We start from the raw sequence: 14,683 nt of genomic DNA on the forward strand, positions 1-14,683 counted from the left end.
TTCGCGGTGCTGGTCGGTTCGATGCGGAGCACGCGGCGCTCTAATAGAAGTGCTCAGGGCTAGCAACCGTGGAAGTAGGTGATGCCGTCGGTGCGGCGGTAGGTGGCAGGCAGCCGGTCGGGGCGGCTCTGTTCGGCCCAGCAGGAGCCGGCAGTGGAGCGGATGCCCAGTGGCCCGAACTCGTCGAAGGCGAATGTGCGGTCAGGACGCTCGTTGACCGCGTACTCGATTCTCTCCAGCTTGTCATCAAAGGCCAGGTCAGGGGACTCCTTCCAGGTCTTCGTTCACTGGAAAGTGATTCCCCGGCGGGCCAGTAAGCACCGCAGTGCCTCGCGGCCGATCCGGACGGGTCTGGTCATGTTCCGGAGCAGGTGGTCGGCAAGTTTGCGGACCGATCAGCGGGTGAAGGGCTTGCCCAGCGCGGTCGGGCGGGTGGTGGCCGTCTGGATGACGAAGTCCTCGTCACCGCTCAGCAGGCGGGGACGGCCACCACCCGCCCATTGAGGGTTGAGGCATGCAAGGCCGATCTCGTTGAAGCGGTGGATCACGTCCCGGACGGTGTCCTCGTCCGCCTGGACTAGGCCGTCTCGTTCGGATCAGCCGGGCTGACCAGATGAAGATGGCGGCGATGTGGAGTCCGGCGAGGTAGATGGTGGCGGTCTTGTCATATCGGGTGGCCAGACCGCGCCACTGCTTGAGCTTGTTGATGCACCGCTCGACCGTGTGGCGCCGCTTGTACGACTCGCGGTCGAAGGCTGGCCGACGGCCTCCCAGCTTGCCGCGCCGCTTACGGTTCGCGACCTGATCGGCCGGCTGCGGAATTACTGCTCGGATTCCGCGCTGACGAAGGTGGGTCCGGATCGCTCGGGACGAATACGCCTTGTCGGCCAGGACCATGTCTGGCGTGGTTCTGGGCCGACCGACCGGTCGAGGTACCCGCAGACCTGCCATGACCTGGGGGAACGCGGGTGCATCACCTGCCTGGCCGGGCGTGAGGACGAAGCATTCCGCCCGTGCCGAGCCCGGCATAGACCGTGCCCATGCCCCCTGCCCCCAGGCGACCGATGATCCGGTAGGGGCCCGACCCGGGCAGGGTCACCAGAACGGGCAGGCAGAACAGCGCTCAACGGGGCTTCTCCCACACAGACGAACGGAACAGTCCGAGAACCAGGACGAGCGCAAGCGTGCCGCGCTTTCGCCGAGTCATTGACCCGGCTGGATACTAGCCGCGAAGCCGGTGCCCGCTCCCAACACGGCAGAATCGACCTCGACGCTGGTCCCACACAGGCACGGAGCCGAAGCTGTAGGCATCGAATACTGCCGGCAGAGCTGTCCGGTTGAGTGGTCATCAGCCCAGCGAACAGCGCTGGCTGACGTGACGTTAGGGCAGTCGGGCGATGGTCGCTGCCGCAGCCGGGTTAGCGTGGGCGCATGGTCCATCTCAAGCAGCCGCAACTGTCAGGGCTGGGGCGGAATGCAGCCGCCCCGGGGGACGTCATGGTGCGCCTGGCCACGCATGCGGCCGGCAGGCATGGGCTGACGATGCGCAAGGGGCAGCTGCCGGACGCAGTGGCCGAAGCCCTGCTGACGCACGGCGGCAGCGATTCGGCAGTACTCCTGCACGGGCGCCGGGTCTCCTCGGCGATGCGCCGCCGGATTGCGGAGCATCCAGACCCGGCGATCCGCGACGCCTACGCGGACTTCGTACGGAGCATGGTGGAGCGCGGGGTGCCAATGGGCATCGAGGCCCTGGTCGAGGCCTACGGCCGGCCGCCGGCGGAACTCGCGGCCGGCTCTGATCCCAAGCTACGCGCGATGGTCGCGGAGACCTGGCGGGACCGGCCGATGGCCGTGCAGGTGGCGCTGCTCGACGATCCGGACCCGGGAGTGCGTGGCGCGGCCACGAGGACAGAGCAGCCGGGCGTCCCTCCGGAGCACTACGAGCGCTGCCTCGCTGATCCGGCCGTCCAGGCCAACGTCGCGCTTCGTCTCCCTCTGACGCCCGAGCAGTTCGACCAGCTGCTGACGACCGGGGACACGACAGTGCTGCGCGCGGTGGCTGCCAACCCGCACTTGACCGCCGGCATGGTGGCCCGCCTGCAGAACAGTCCAGACCCGTCCGTGCGCATCGCGGTGGCCTACAGCCGCCATGTCACCCCCGAGACCCGAGACCGGCTGCTCGCGCTGGTGGAGGCCGAGGACGCGGCCGGCAGCATCGACGCCAATGTCGCTCTCCGCTGGTCGCCCTACGAGCCGAGGTGGCTGCGGGACGCGCCGCTCGCCGAGCGGCTGACCTACCTGGACTGCCCGCACGCGGCTGGCGGCTAGCCGGGACCTGCCGGATCAGGCCTGGCAGAGGCTGGACGACGACCCGGACGTGTCCGTCCGCCGCGCCGCTGCCCGTCGGCCCGACACACCGCCACAGGTCCTGCTGCGGCTGCTCCGCGGCCACGGCGAGGTCTTCCACATCCGACCGCTGCTGGTGGACCACCCCAACTTTCCGCGCCAGGCGCTGCGCGGCTTCGTGGACGAGCCGGATCCGCGGGTGCGCGTCCTCGCTCTGGAGGACCCCGATCTGCCCGTTTCGGAGCTGCGGCGGCTTGCGGCCTGCGAGGAGTCGTTCCTGCGCGCGGGCGTGGCCCGGCACCCCAACGTCACTGCGGAACTGCTGGAGCGGCTGCTGGCGGACCCGGAACCCAAGGTTGCCGACGACGCGGCGGCCAACCTCGTGCTTCCACGGGCCCGGATGGACCGGATCCTCGCCGAAGCCGGCATCTGACAGCCGCCCGGGACCAGAGAACGGCCGGACGGTGAGGTGGCAGTCGTACAGGATTCGGCCGTTGGTCCAGCAGCCCCACACGCCGCTGCCCCTCGGCTCGGCAGCCACCAGGATGCGGTGCGGCGGCGGGCGGGCTTCCCGCAGCTGCAGACCAGCCTCCCCAAGAGCACTCCGCTGGCCGCCTGCCGATGGGTGACGGTCGGCAGGCCCCAGCCGCCGGGCCTTCCCCATCCCGCCTGGCAGCCCGGTCGGCCATGCAGGAATATCGCATACTCGCAATGACGCTCCCCGCCAGTCGGCGCGTTGGCGTGGACGCCGGCGCGGCGGGAGGCGTACGCGAACGACGAGGACGCCTCGACGTCGCTCGTCGCGGTCACGGCGCGGTCGGACCGCAGCGAGGCGGACCAGGACCCGCGGGAGTGGATGCCGCCGCTCCCGGACGCGCACTGCAGGTACGTCGGCGAGTGGGCCCACACGAAGCTGTGCTGGGGCTGTCCGCGGACCAGGCCGAGGTCGACGCGCTGATCGTGTACGCGGAGGCGTGCGCGCCGACCGTCGTCCACTGCACCCCGGCCCCGTAGGGCCGTGCACCCAGGCGTTCATGAGGTGTCAGGTGCCGCGCACACTCGGCACCACGGCCTTCCCCGCGGGGTGCGGCGAGCGGTCGTAGGTGCAGCGGACGCAGGTCGGAACAGAACGACACAGCCTGACACCGTGGTCGACAATGACCACATGGATGTCACCGAACTGCTCGAATCGGCTTCCCTCCTGATCCCGGAAGAGACCGCTACCGAGAACGACGTCACGGTGCGAGACGTCTGGGACTACCTTGCCCACGACGAGTGGGAAACCGCGCTGGGCCTGTTGGAGGAGCTCGGTGATGAACATCTGCTGCCGTTGACGTTCTGGGAGCAGCTTGCCGAGGCGGCCGAACAGCTCCGCCTTGAACGGAGCGCGGCGTGGTTCCACTGGCGGTGCTCCGAAATCCGAAACGGGGTGATCCGGGCCGATCTGACGCTCCGTCCGGCCATGGAGGCGCGACGCAAGACGTCAATCTCCGGTCACGGTGTTCTGCGGCCCATGTGGGGCATCGGAAACCTCTCACCCGCCGGAGGTTCTCCAGTGAGCATCGCCAGGTTCTGGGTCGAGGGCATGCCCGTTCTGGAGCCCGGCGGGCGGGCCACTGTTCGCCTCGTTCCCCTCACGCCCTCTCACTGGACACACGTCGCAACCGGCCAACGGATCAGCATGCACGAGGACCGGACCGTGGCCGGCACCGCAGTCGTGCTGGAAGTTCACCTCCCCGCCACCGTCACGCCCACGAACTGACTCCGACTGCCCCGACCTCTTACCGGTGCAGGTATCTCTGTACTCGACGGAGCACTCACAGGAGTAGGTCGGCACGTCTCATGGTGACGCTGGAGGACCAGGCAAGCGGACCACCTGCTCCCTGCACCCGCAGCGATGGTCCCTGCGCCTCGAGACAGGAACCGACTCCTACCGCCCCGCCACCACCCGCGCCCGCGCCGAACAGCAGCCGGCCACGAGCTGACTTGGCGCACGAGGCTCCGTGATCCTCCTCAGTGCTCACGGATCCTCGACCACCACCAGCCCCCCACCGTGAAGGCGTTCACCGGACCAGGATTCGGCAGAGTGCGACGCTCGAACTCATCGTCGATACGAGCAACCAGCCGGCCGAGATCGCGCCGGGCGCCGCGAGGGAGGTGAAGCAGGACCTCTTCCAGATCATCGCGGGCATACTCCACCTCGAGTCCGGGCTGCCAGACCTGGGAGGCGTTCAGATAACGGCCGGGTTGCTTGAAAGCCCACTCGAAACGGGCGAGCGCGTCAGCAACTGCACCAGGCCACATCCGCTCATCCTCGACGCGGCGGACAGCAGCACGAGTCCTCGCGGAAACACCCCGGATCCGCCGAACCACAACGTGTCTGCGAGGACGCCACCGCTCATCACGGACGGCCTTCGGGCGCCTACGCGGCATCGCCCTTTCTGATCAACATGCCGTCATCCTGCCACGAACGCAGCTGGCTCCGCACGCACGAAAGAGCCCCGACACCCGGGTTCCCGGACGACCTGTCCGACCTCAACACCGACCGCGTCGTCCAGTGCGTCGTCACCAGCTTCGGCACCGACCACGGCGACATCCCCCACGTCCACGCCCTCTTCGTCGACGCACGCCTCCTGCCCGACCCGCTCGACGACGACCAGTTCCACGACACCCTGGCCACCGCGACCGGGCTCGACGCGGTCACCCGCGGCTACGTCCTCCAGAGCCACGGCACCCGCCGGCTCAACGACCGCACCACCCGCCTCGCGTCCGTCTTACTCGCCCCCGAGAACATGACGCGCTGGTCCGGCCAACTCCCCGCCCCCTGGACCCCGTCCAGCGGGGTGCCCCTATGGGTTTGGGCAAGTCTCTGCGGGGCGGTGGAGGCCCTGGCGGTGTCAGTCTTCCGGGGCCGCGTCGACGCCGACGTATTCGTAGATCCAGCCCGCAGACGTGTCGGGGTCTCGGACTGCCTTGTAGGCGTGTTTGGTGGCAGGGTTCCACGGGCCTGGTGCTCGGCCGGGGCGGCCTCGGAAGCCTGCGGGCGGCAGTCCTGTCTGGTCGAGTTCGACGATTTTGGTCCGCCCGGTGAAGGGTCCGTCGACGATCTCGATGCCGACGGTGTTGTTGACGATTTCACCCGCGAGCCACCGACGGATGAGTACCAGGTGCTCGGAACGCTCGTCCCCCATGCCCGAAGCTGACCACGGGATTGGACGGAGTGCAAGCAAGTCTCAGACCGCTCGGCCGGGTTGGGGTTCGTAGAAGGTTCCCTCGCGGAGCATGGCGAAGAGGACGTCGGCTAGGCGTCTGGCGAGTCAGAGCAGGGCCTGGGCGTAGTGCTTGCCCTGACCGATCTTCCTGTCGTAGTGGGCCCGTGATGCCCGGTCAGCCAGGGCGGCGAACGCGGAGAGGGAAAAGGCCCGTGGAGCTGCTTGTTTCCTTTCCTGGAGGGCTGTTCGCCGCGGATCGAGGAGCCCGAGCTCCGGGTCGCCGGGGCGAGTCCGGCAGGCGGCGAGGTGGGCGGGGTTTGCTGTACCAGCCAGGGCTGGGGATGAAGGCGAAGCCGTTCTTGTCGGCGCTTTCGATGTAGCCGATGCTCGCGATGCTTCCTCGGCGGTCGCCGCGTGACACGCCCGCGACGCCGGTCTTGGACCCGGCGCCGCACTCTTCCCAGACCCGCTGCTGCTCGGCCAATGCCTCGGGCTGGCACTCAACGAACAGCAAGTGGTCCATCAGCATGCGCAAGGCCAGCTCTGACTCCTTGCTCTGGGTGAGGCGGTAGAGCGACCTACCATCTGACGTCTGGAGTGCTGGAGCCGCCTCCACCTGGAACGATACGTACTCGATCAACTGATCGACGATGGGGATCCCGACATCAACCAGTAGTGCCTTCTGATCCTCGGGGATCTGCCAGCGCGACACGACCGCCGAGTCTGCCCTTGTGACGTTCCCTGTGCCGGCCCAGGCAGTGAGCTCGTCAAACGTTGTCATGTGAGAGTCCTTCCGCGGCTGGCTGCGATGCGGACCCTATCGAGCAGGGCTGACAAGCACGCGGCCCCATCGGGGACGACGTGGTCCGGCATTTCATCTGTGGGGCGGCGGACTGTCCGCGTCGGACGTTTGCTGAGAGGTTCTCGCGGCTGACTGCCCCGTACGCACGGTTCACCACTCGGCTCGACCATGCCCTGGAGCGGGTGGGGCTCGCGCTGGCCGGTCGGGCCGGCGCGCGGCTGGCAGCCCAGCTGGGCTTCAGCGCGGGAAGGATGACCTTGCTGCGCAGGGTCATGGCACTGCCCGATCCCGCGTTCAGCCGCCGCGTGTGCTGGGCGTGGATGATTTCGCGATCCGTCGCGGCCAGACCTACTCCACCGTCTTGACCAGTATTGAAGACCACCGGGTGGTCGATGTGCTGCCGACGCGTGAGGCCGGGCCGCTGGCTGCGTGGCTGGTCCGCCACCCCGGCGTGGAGATCATCTGCCGGGATCGGGCGGGTGCCTACGCCGAAGGCGCCCGGCGTGGTGCTCCTGACGCTCTGCAGGTCGCTGACCGGTTCCATCTGTGGCAGGGCCTCGGCCGGGCCGTGGAGACCTGCGTCGCCGCCCATGGCGACTGCCTGCGCAGCCCATCGCCCAGCGGCATGCTGCCGGAGGCCACCGGACTGATTTCCGGCCAACCGCAGGACGACTCGGAACCCGTCGGCCGGCGGGCCGAGCGCAAGAAGGCCGCACACGCCCTGGTCCACGAGCTCCTGGCCCCCGGCCACTCACGCCGGGCGATCGCCCGACACCTGGGCTGGGGCCTCAACACCGTCCTCCGGTACGCGAACGCCGCACGCTGGCGGGACACCTTCCGCGAGAACCGCCCCCGGTCCAGCAGACTGGACCCCTACAAGCCCTATCTGGAGCGACGCTTCGCCGCGGGATGTACGAGCGTCACCCAGCTCCACAGCGAACAGGTTGCCGACAACGCCCCCGTTACCTGTCAGATGGTCCGTGCCCACATCGCCACCCTCCGGGGGACTCCGGCTGGCGCGCGGCCGCGACCGCCGACAGTGCGGCAGGTGACGGGCTGGCTCACCCGACACCCCGCGACCCTGAAGGAGGAGGACCGCGCCGGCCTGAAGGAGGTTCTGGCCCACTGCCCCGAACTGGACACCGCCGCCGGACACGTCCGCGACTTCGGCGAGATCCTCACCGACCGCCTCGGCTCCACACTCTCCACCTGAATCGACGCAGTCGACGCCAGCCAGCTACCCGGCCTCACCGGCTTCGCACTCCACCTGCTCCGAGACCTCGACGCCGTGACAGCAGGGCTCCCTCGACCGGAGTTCCGGCAGCATCGAGGGCGCCGGCAACCGCATCAAGAAGATCAAGCGGCAGCTCTACGGCCGAGCCGGATTCGAACTGCTCCGCAAGATCATCCTTCTCCAGTAACACTTCGCAACGTTTCCCCAAGAGAACCGGGTAGTGGCAATACCTGTCGCGGCCGGCGTATAGCCAGTGGATGCAGGTGCCCAGCCGTGGCAGGATGGCCTCATGCTGATCCGAAGGGGCGATGCCGCGTAGGCGTCCCAAGGCCGTCCGCGCAGAGCGGTGGCGGCCACGATGGCAGGATCCGGTCCTGAAGGTCCCCGGTGTCTCCGCGCGGACTCGTGCAGCGATCCGCCGGATCGAAGACCAGCAGACGTGGCCCAACGCGGTCGCCAAAGCACTCTCGTGTATCGAGTGGACTTTCAAGCAGCCCGGACGCTACCTGGACGCCTCCGCGTTTGATTCGCCCGGGGTGGCAGATGCCCGTGATGACCTGGAGTGGGCGATGCTGCACCTTCCGCCCGGAGCCAAAAGGGACTTGGGCCGATTGATCATGCGTATCGATGAGGAATTCGAGCGCCGCACCTTGCCAGAGCCCAACTACAACGAGTGGGCGACGACGTGCTGGTGGTGGACCAGAATGCGTGAACGCTGACGATCCCCGAGGCCGCCTCCCCTCCCTGCAATCGAACGAACCTGTCACCGTCCGTGATTGCTCCCCAAGATCTGTGCCAGAACCCAGTTCCGACAGCACTGCCAGGACGCTCTGTTCGATAACGGAGGGCGTCCGGCCGCAGGAGGCGCCGGGGCGCTTGACGCGCTGGAGAAAGTCTTCGCGCCTGGACGTGACGGCGGGCCGGGTTGCTCGTTACGATCACGGCCCCGGTGCGCCGGCCTGGGCCTTCTTGTGTGATGAAAGGCCCCACGCGCCGTCATGAACCGCTTTCCGCACGACCACGCTCCGACCCGTTTCAGCGAGCCTCCGCCGTCATTGGGCGAGGGGCCTCTAACGGCGCATCCGAAGGTGCTGCGGGACGAGCTCGTCGCGGCCGCGGAGTGGGTCTGCCAGTACCTGGGCCAGCTGCCGGAAACCCCGGTGAGCCGTCCGATGCCCGCACGCCGGCGCGCCCGCCTGCGTGATGCCCCGCTCGACCGTACCGGTGGTGAGCTGTGGCAGATCCTGGACTTCGTGCGCGAGGAGATCGCACCGTTCCCCACCGGCAACGGGCACCCGGCCTTCTTCGCCTGGATCAACTCCCCGCCCGCCCCTGCCGGCTTGATCGCAGAACTCCTCGCCTCCGCCATCAACGCGACCTGCGGCATGGGCGAGAACGCCCTGATGGACCTCGAACGCGGCACCGTGCGCACCCTGGCCGACCTGGCGGGCCTGCCCTCGACCGCCGGAGGCGTCCTGACCAGCGGCGGCTCCATGGCCAACCTGCTCGCCCTGGCCACCGCCCGCACCTGGTTCCTCACCCGCCGCGGCTCGGCTGACGGTCCCGCCTACGACCGCGACCACGCCCGCCTCACCCTCTACTACAACGCCCAAGCTCACATGTCCGTCGCCAAGGCCGCAGCCTGCATCGGCATCCCCGCCCACCGCCTGCGCCCCATCCCCAGCGACACACAGCACCGCCTGGACCCTGCCGCACTGCGCGCAGCCGTGACCGCGGACCAGGCCGCCGGACTCCTGCCGTTCTGCACCGTCACCACACTCGGTACCACCGCCACCGGCGCCGTCGACCCCCTCGAACCCGTCACCGCTCTGTGCCGGAGCACCGGGATGTGGCACCACGCCGACGGAGCTTGGGGCGGACTCGGTGCGATGGTGCCTGCTCTGGCACACCTCTACCAGGGCGTGGCCGATGTGGACTCCATGACCGTGGACCCGCACAAGACCCTCAGCGTGCCGGTCGGCTGCGGCGCTCTCCTGGTCACCGACCCCGAGTACCTCCACACGGCCTTCTCCCACCGCGCCTCCTATCTCACCCCGGGCGAACCCGACACCCTCCCCTGGCTCTCCCACTCCACCATCGAACTCACCCGCCCCGGCACCCGCGCCCTCGCCCTGTGGGCCACGCTGCACCACCTCGGAGGCGACGGCGTCGCAGCCTTGCTCCAGCACTACCTGACCCTCGCCGACCGCCTGCGCGAGAAGATCACCGCCAGCCCTCGCCTGGAACTTGTGGCCGGCGGCCCTTGGCCGGTGGCCTGCTTCCGCCTCACCGGCACCACCACACCCGACCCCGGCGCCCTTCACACCCGCGTCGCCCGCCGCGTCCAGACCGCCGGACGGGCCTACCTCGCCACCGTCACCGTTGACGACCGGACGGTCCTGCGCGCCTGCCTGTGCAACTACCGCACCCACGAGAGCGACCTCGACCTGCTCCTTCGCGAAGTCCTTCAGGCCGCGGACTCCGACTGCGCAGAACCACCCGATGCACCCCCGCGTGATCGGCCATCAGCCACGGCGGGCCATCCCGTTCAATCGGACGATGCTGTCAGAACTGAGTGAACATCTGCGGCTGAAACTCGGGCTCTGCTCTATTTCTTGTGGTGCCACCACGCGGGGTGATCAGCGGATGGTGCGGAATGGTTTGGCCTTGAGCCAGAACGGCGGGTCTTCGCTGTAGCCGCCTTCCCGTGAAGTACGTGCAGCTTTGAGGAGGGTGTAGTGCTCACGGGCTGCGATGTCGGACGCGTCCTCCAGGCCGCTGGTGTCGTGACCCCAAGCCTTCAGCGCGTCGAGGACGCGGCCTCGGTGACGCCGGTCAGTGCTGGTTGCCAGGAGATGTCGGGCATGGCTGGCCAGAGCGGCCTGATGCTGGGTGAGGAGGGGGTGCTCGATGAGGGGGATGGCAGCGACAAGGGCAGTGTGGCGCACATCGGCGTTGGGGTGACTGAGGAAGGGATGAACAGCGGAGAAGATCGCCGGGCGCGCGTCCCGGAACGCGCGCATCTCCTCGTACTCATCGAGAAATTCCTCACCGTAGAGACGTTCGCCCATGGCCACGCACTCGTCGTTTGCGTCGTAGGCGGTGTCGCCGAGCCACTGGAGCAGCCGCACGAGAGTTGGACGGTTCGGGGACGTCTTGGCGTCCTGGCTGTCGTCGCCTGCCGTGACGGCCGGATGGTTGAGGATCGCCGCGACGTAGAGAGCCACGGGCATCGTGGCCTCGTAGATGCTGTTCTGGTGAGTCACCGGTCCCAGCGCATCCTGGAGAGCGGACTGCCTGATGACCGGGTCCGAGCTGGTCAGGAGTGCCAGCGCCGCCGGCAGGGATTCACCCGTGCCGCGTGCCGTGGCGAGCGACGCCCAGTCTGTACTGTCCAGCAGTTCCTGAAAGGGAGGGAGAGCGGCGGGGCGAGGCTGCTTGGTCTGGCTGCGGCTGCGGGTCACAGGCTGAGGCTATGCCGTCGGGGAGCCAGAGTTGTGCCCGGGTGAACCTGGGTAACAGGACGCGCTTGCGGAGGAGCTCGAAGCCAGCTCGCCCGAACATCTGGCGCTTCAGCATCTTGATCCGGTTGACATGGCCCTCGACGACCACGGAGTTCCATGGCTGCGGCCGTGGGTAGCGTCGTGACTCCGGGTTCCTCCGGCTTCTGCGACGAGGCGGGCGTTCAGGCCACTGGGTGGATCCGGCCACCGGTTGCCTGTCGCAACGCGGTTTCCAGCCGGTCGCGGGCCTCGGTCTGGGCAGCGATCCGTTCGTTGAGGATCGCCAGCCGTTCCAACGCGACCCGCAGGCCCTTCTCTGCGGGCGGTGCGGCGGCCACATCGCCGTCCAGGCACGGCAGGAACACCCGCACGTCGTCCAGGGTGAGCCCGGCGGCCAGCAGGTGGCGGATATTGCGGACCCGCACCACCGCCCGCTCGTCGTAGACGCGGTAGCCGTTGGGGGCCCGCTGCGAGGAGATCAGTCCGGCCTGCTCGTAGTGCCGCAGCGCACGGGCGGTTGTCCCGGTCGCCCCGGCCAGCTCACCGATCCGCACCCATTCCACCTCCCGGGTTACTCCTATCACGCCACGACCGCTCCGCCGTCGACCGGGAGTACCACTCCGGTGACGAACGACGCGGCCGGTGCGGCAAGCTGGGTGACTGCCCAGGCCACCTCCTCGGCTCGGCCGATCCGGGCCAGTGGGGTGTGCGCCAGCTGCCACTCCCGCACCGCTGCCATCCGCTCCGGCGTCAGGCCCTGGTGCTCGCCGATGGGGGTGTCGATCGCGCCGGGGGCGACCGCCACCACCCGGATCCCGCGTGGTGCCAGCTCCACCGCCCAGCTGCGGGTCAGCAGCTCCAGAGCCGTCTTGGTAGCCGCATAGACCGAGCTGCCGGGCCAGGCCCGCTGCCCCACCGACGTACTGACATTGACGATCACCCCGCCCGACTTCTCCAGGAGTGGCAGCGCGACCTGGGACAGAAGGATGGGGGCGACGAGGTTGGTGGCAAGCTGAGCTGTGATCATCTCCGACGTCAGCGTGCCGAGGGCGCCGCTGCGCACGATGCCTGCGTTGTTGACCAGCACGTCCAGCCGGCCGTGTGTCTCCAGCACCTCCCGGACGATCCGATCCGGCTCGCCCTCGGCGGTGATGTCGGCGGCCAGCGGCGTGATCCGGTCGTATCCGGCCCCGGTCTCCTCGAGGGGCTCGGCCCGCCGCCCGATCGCGACCACGTGGGCGCCCTCAGCGGCGAAGGCACGGGCGGTGGCCCGGCCGATCCCGGTGCCGGCTCCGGTGACGGCGACGATCCTGCTGTTCTGCGGTGCGGTGCTGTTCATGCCGGTCATCGTGCAACCCTGCCGCCAGCGTCAAGGTCAAGCAGCGCCTGACGGGGGACAGTGCCTTCTCTTCCCCTGGTATCTCCTTTGTCTGGTGCGTCTGTTGTCGCGTGCACTCGTGGCGTCGGTGACCGTGATTCGAGCGTTGCCGGTATCTCGGGGAGGCACCGGCGCCGGTGTCAGTGGGCCGGTTCGAGATGGTCGGCGGCCCGGCGGCCGGCGGTGCTCAGGTGGGCGTCGAGGAAGCGGGCGGCCCGATCGAGCGCGGCGTCCGCCTCGTCGAGGCGGTCGTAGAAGTGCTGGAAGACGTGAGGCAGGCTGGGACCGACCTCGAGAGTGACCTCCACGTCGGCGGCGCCCGCGCGGCCGGCCAGCCGGACCGCGTCGTCGAGCAGCACCTCGTTCGCCCCGACCTGCACGAGCAGCGGAGGCAGTCCCGTCAGGTCGGCGAGCACCGGGCTGGCCAGACAATTCGCCCGGTCACCGGCACCGATGTAGAGATCGGCGTAGGCGCGTATGTCGGCCTCGGTGAAGATCGGGTCGGCCTCAGCCTTGGAGCGCATGCTTTCCCCTGCGAGGGTGAGGTCGGTCCAGGGAGAGAAGAGGACCGCGGCGGCCGGTTGCGGCAGTCCGGCCTCCCGGGCCGCCAGCAGGGTGGCAAGGGTGAGGCCGCCACCGGCGGAATCACCGGCCAGCACCAGATCCTCAGGGCCGGTGCCCCTCTCCAGCAGCTCGCGATAGGCCGCGAGTCCGTCGTCGACGGCCGCGGGGAAGGGGTGCTCGGGCGCCAGCCGGTAATCAACCGACACCGCACGCAGCCCGGCGCGGCGGGCCAGCTCACCGGCCAGTGCCGCATGGGTGTCCGGTGAGCCGATGACGTAGCCGCCACCGTGGAGGTAGAGCAGTCGGCCGGGCCCGACGGCCTCCGCCGGCTCCAGCTCCAGGGCCGGCCGGCCACCCAGAACGGTCCGACGGGTGACGATCCCCTGCGGGGCGGGGCCGGCGAAGGCAGCGGCGAAACCGCTGCGCTGCTCTTCGACCGTGGGCGGTGTCTGACTGCGCGGGGCGGAGCGGAGCATGGCGTCCAGGGCGTCGCGCTGCTGACGGGACATCAGTGAGCCTTTCCTCGGTCGGGATGCGAGGATGGATTCCTGGGAATCCATCTGACATCCAGTCCAACCGGATTCCGAGGAAGATGATTCCCAGGAATCCACTGGAGGGGTTTGTGAGCCACATCACGCCGATCTTCACCGATCTCGTCCGTGTCGAGACCCGGCTCTACAACGCCGTCGGCGCCCGGCTTCGCGCCGAATGCGACCTCGCGCTCGGGCAGTTCGAGCTGCTGGAGATCATCCACCGCACACCGGAGTGCCGCGTCCTCGACATCGCCTCCGAAGTGGCGATCACCGTCGGAGCGGTGAGCAAGGCCGTCGACCGCCTCGTCGCTGCGGGCTGGTGCCGACGAACCGCACACCCCCACGACCGGCGCTCGTCCCTGCTCGACCTCACACCCGAGGGCGCAGAACTCCTTACCGCCGCTCGCCCACTCGTCGAACGCGAACTCGCCACGCTCACCGCCGCGATCACTCCCGACGATCTGGCTCGTCTCGCCACCACCCTCGCCGCTCTCCGCGCCGCCCTCGAAACCGGCCGACACGGCCAACCTCAATGAATTGAGGGCGATCGGCCCGGCCGGTCGGGTCTGTCAGGTGTCGTACTCGCCGTTCCACGGAGCCGAGAAGCCCAACCCATCCGGATGGAGCTCAGCCCAGTCGTGCTCGCCCGCCCCGCCCTCGGGCTCGGCCTCGCCACGGCACTCCGTGATGAGGCCGAAGACCACACCGTCAACGGTGAGCTGGAAGGGCCGGATCGCGATGTCGCAGTACTCACGGCCCTCCAGGCCGGCGAGAACGACAGCCAATCGCGCTTCCGCGCGGGCAACGACGGATTGCTCGCCGTAGGGGCGTTTCATCTGCTCCGCCCACGTACCGGCGCACCAGATGTCGGATTCCTGGTGGTGGCCGTCGTGGCCGAACTTGTGCAGCACGACGAACAGCCGCTTCTGCTCCTCCCAGCCGCCCTCCATCTCGAACCCGTCCGGGAACGCGTAGGTGACCGAGGCCAGAAACTGGCCGCCGCTGAACCGGCCGATGGTGCTCGTTCGATAGTCCGGCTCATGGGCGATAGGAATGATCTCAGGGATAGTCATGCCCGCACCGTAGACACCGCCGAGGCCCCGCCTGGCGC

14 protein-coding genes and 4 pseudogenes are annotated in these 14,683 nt (G+C 68.9%); 6 read left to right on the forward strand and 12 right to left on the reverse strand.

The genetic code is table 11. From position 1 onward, the window contains the following. Window positions 1-62: 62 nt before the first annotated feature. Together ACNJ93_RS00075 and ACNJ93_RS00080 are read right to left on the reverse strand one after the other, a co-directional pair. Window positions 63-581: pseudogene (locus tag ACNJ93_RS00075) on the reverse strand (helix-turn-helix domain-containing protein); the annotation flags it as partial. A gap of 25 nt (window positions 582-606) precedes the next feature. Beyond that, window positions 607-993 (reverse strand): annotated as a pseudogene (locus ACNJ93_RS00080) (transposase); the annotation flags it as partial. 438 nt (window positions 994-1,431) lie between these two features. Between ACNJ93_RS00080 and ACNJ93_RS00085 the strand changes: the two are divergent. The 3 genes from ACNJ93_RS00085 (at window position 1,432) to ACNJ93_RS00095 (ending at window position 4,108) form a co-directional block, all read left to right on the forward strand. Then, window positions 1,432-2,328 (forward strand): hypothetical protein, encoded by an 897-nt coding sequence (locus ACNJ93_RS00085; RefSeq protein ID WP_418955201.1) that lies wholly within the window; start codon window positions 1,432-1,434, stop codon window positions 2,326-2,328. 49 nt (window positions 2,329-2,377) lie between these two features. Continuing rightward, window positions 2,378-2,779 (forward strand): hypothetical protein, encoded by a 402-nt coding sequence (locus ACNJ93_RS00090; RefSeq protein ID WP_418955202.1) that lies wholly within the window; start codon window positions 2,378-2,380, stop codon window positions 2,777-2,779. 732 nt (window positions 2,780-3,511) lie between these two features. Next, window positions 3,512-4,108, forward strand: a complete 597-nt coding sequence (locus ACNJ93_RS00095) for a hypothetical protein (RefSeq protein ID WP_418955203.1) — start codon at window positions 3,512-3,514, stop codon at window positions 4,106-4,108. A 251-nt stretch (window positions 4,109-4,359) separates the two neighbouring features. Here the strand turns inward: ACNJ93_RS00095 and ACNJ93_RS00100 are convergent, their stop codons facing one another. From ACNJ93_RS00100 to ACNJ93_RS00120, 5 genes and pseudogenes are all read right to left on the reverse strand, one after another. Further along, window positions 4,360-4,650, reverse strand: a complete 291-nt coding sequence (locus ACNJ93_RS00100; protein ID WP_418955204.1) for a hypothetical protein — start codon at window positions 4,648-4,650, stop codon at window positions 4,360-4,362. A 152-nt stretch (window positions 4,651-4,802) separates the two neighbouring features. Continuing rightward, window positions 4,803-5,075, reverse strand: a complete 273-nt coding sequence (locus ACNJ93_RS00105; protein ID WP_418955205.1) for a hypothetical protein — start codon at window positions 5,073-5,075, stop codon at window positions 4,803-4,805. 168 nt (window positions 5,076-5,243) lie between these two features. Next, window positions 5,244-5,537: a hypothetical protein gene (locus ACNJ93_RS00110; RefSeq protein ID WP_418955206.1), complete on the reverse strand. Its 294-nt coding sequence runs from the start codon at window positions 5,535-5,537 to the stop codon at window positions 5,244-5,246. 42 nt (window positions 5,538-5,579) lie between these two features. Further along, window positions 5,580-5,879, reverse strand: a pseudogene (locus ACNJ93_RS00115) (transposase); the annotation flags it as partial. Between the two features lie 319 nt (window positions 5,880-6,198). Further along, window positions 6,199-6,339, reverse strand: a pseudogene (locus ACNJ93_RS00120) (SUKH-4 family immunity protein); the annotation flags it as partial. A 337-nt stretch (window positions 6,340-6,676) separates the two neighbouring features. On the opposite strand from ACNJ93_RS00120, the gene ACNJ93_RS00125 reads away from it, so the two are divergent. Then, a complete protein-coding gene (locus ACNJ93_RS00125) occupies window positions 6,677-7,573 on the forward strand; it encodes a transposase (protein ID WP_418955207.1) in 897 nt (298 codons plus the stop codon). Window positions 7,574-8,682: 1,109 nt separating this feature from the next. Beyond that, a complete protein-coding gene (locus ACNJ93_RS00130) occupies window positions 8,683-10,173 on the forward strand; it encodes a pyridoxal phosphate-dependent decarboxylase family protein (protein ID WP_418955208.1) in 1,491 nt (496 codons plus the stop codon). 60 nt (window positions 10,174-10,233) lie between these two features. On the opposite strand, the gene ACNJ93_RS00135 is transcribed toward ACNJ93_RS00130, so the two are convergent. The 4 genes from ACNJ93_RS00135 to ACNJ93_RS00150 form a co-directional block, all read right to left on the reverse strand. Further along, window positions 10,234-11,058 (reverse strand): hypothetical protein, encoded by an 825-nt coding sequence (locus ACNJ93_RS00135; RefSeq protein WP_418955209.1) that lies wholly within the window; start codon window positions 11,056-11,058, stop codon window positions 10,234-10,236. A 221-nt stretch (window positions 11,059-11,279) separates the two neighbouring features. Continuing rightward, a complete protein-coding gene (locus ACNJ93_RS00140; protein WP_418961267.1) occupies window positions 11,280-11,651 on the reverse strand; it encodes a MerR family transcriptional regulator in 372 nt (123 codons plus the stop codon). A gap of 26 nt (window positions 11,652-11,677) precedes the next feature. Continuing rightward, entirely contained in the window at window positions 11,678-12,445 is a 768-nt protein-coding gene (locus ACNJ93_RS00145; protein WP_418955210.1) for an SDR family NAD(P)-dependent oxidoreductase, read from the reverse strand. Between the two features lie 170 nt (window positions 12,446-12,615). Further along, entirely contained in the window at window positions 12,616-13,548 is a 933-nt protein-coding gene (locus ACNJ93_RS00150) for an alpha/beta hydrolase (RefSeq protein ID WP_418955211.1), read from the reverse strand. A 113-nt stretch (window positions 13,549-13,661) separates the two neighbouring features. On the opposite strand from ACNJ93_RS00150, the gene ACNJ93_RS00155 reads away from it, so the two are divergent. Continuing rightward, window positions 13,662-14,108: a MarR family winged helix-turn-helix transcriptional regulator gene (locus ACNJ93_RS00155; RefSeq protein ID WP_418955212.1), complete on the forward strand. Its 447-nt coding sequence runs from the start codon at window positions 13,662-13,664 to the stop codon at window positions 14,106-14,108. Between the two features lie 33 nt (window positions 14,109-14,141). Here the strand turns inward: ACNJ93_RS00155 and ACNJ93_RS00160 are convergent, their stop codons facing one another. Continuing rightward, window positions 14,142-14,645 carry a hypothetical protein gene (locus ACNJ93_RS00160; RefSeq protein WP_418955213.1) on the reverse strand — a complete coding sequence of 168 codons (504 nt, stop codon included), beginning with the start codon at window positions 14,643-14,645 and terminating at the stop codon, window positions 14,142-14,144. Between the last annotated feature and the right edge of the window lie 38 nt (window positions 14,646-14,683).

It is taken from the genome of Streptomyces tritici (assembly GCF_048500665.1).
GTDB classification, from domain to species: domain Bacteria; phylum Actinomycetota; class Actinomycetes; order Streptomycetales; family Streptomycetaceae; genus Streptomyces; species Streptomyces tritici.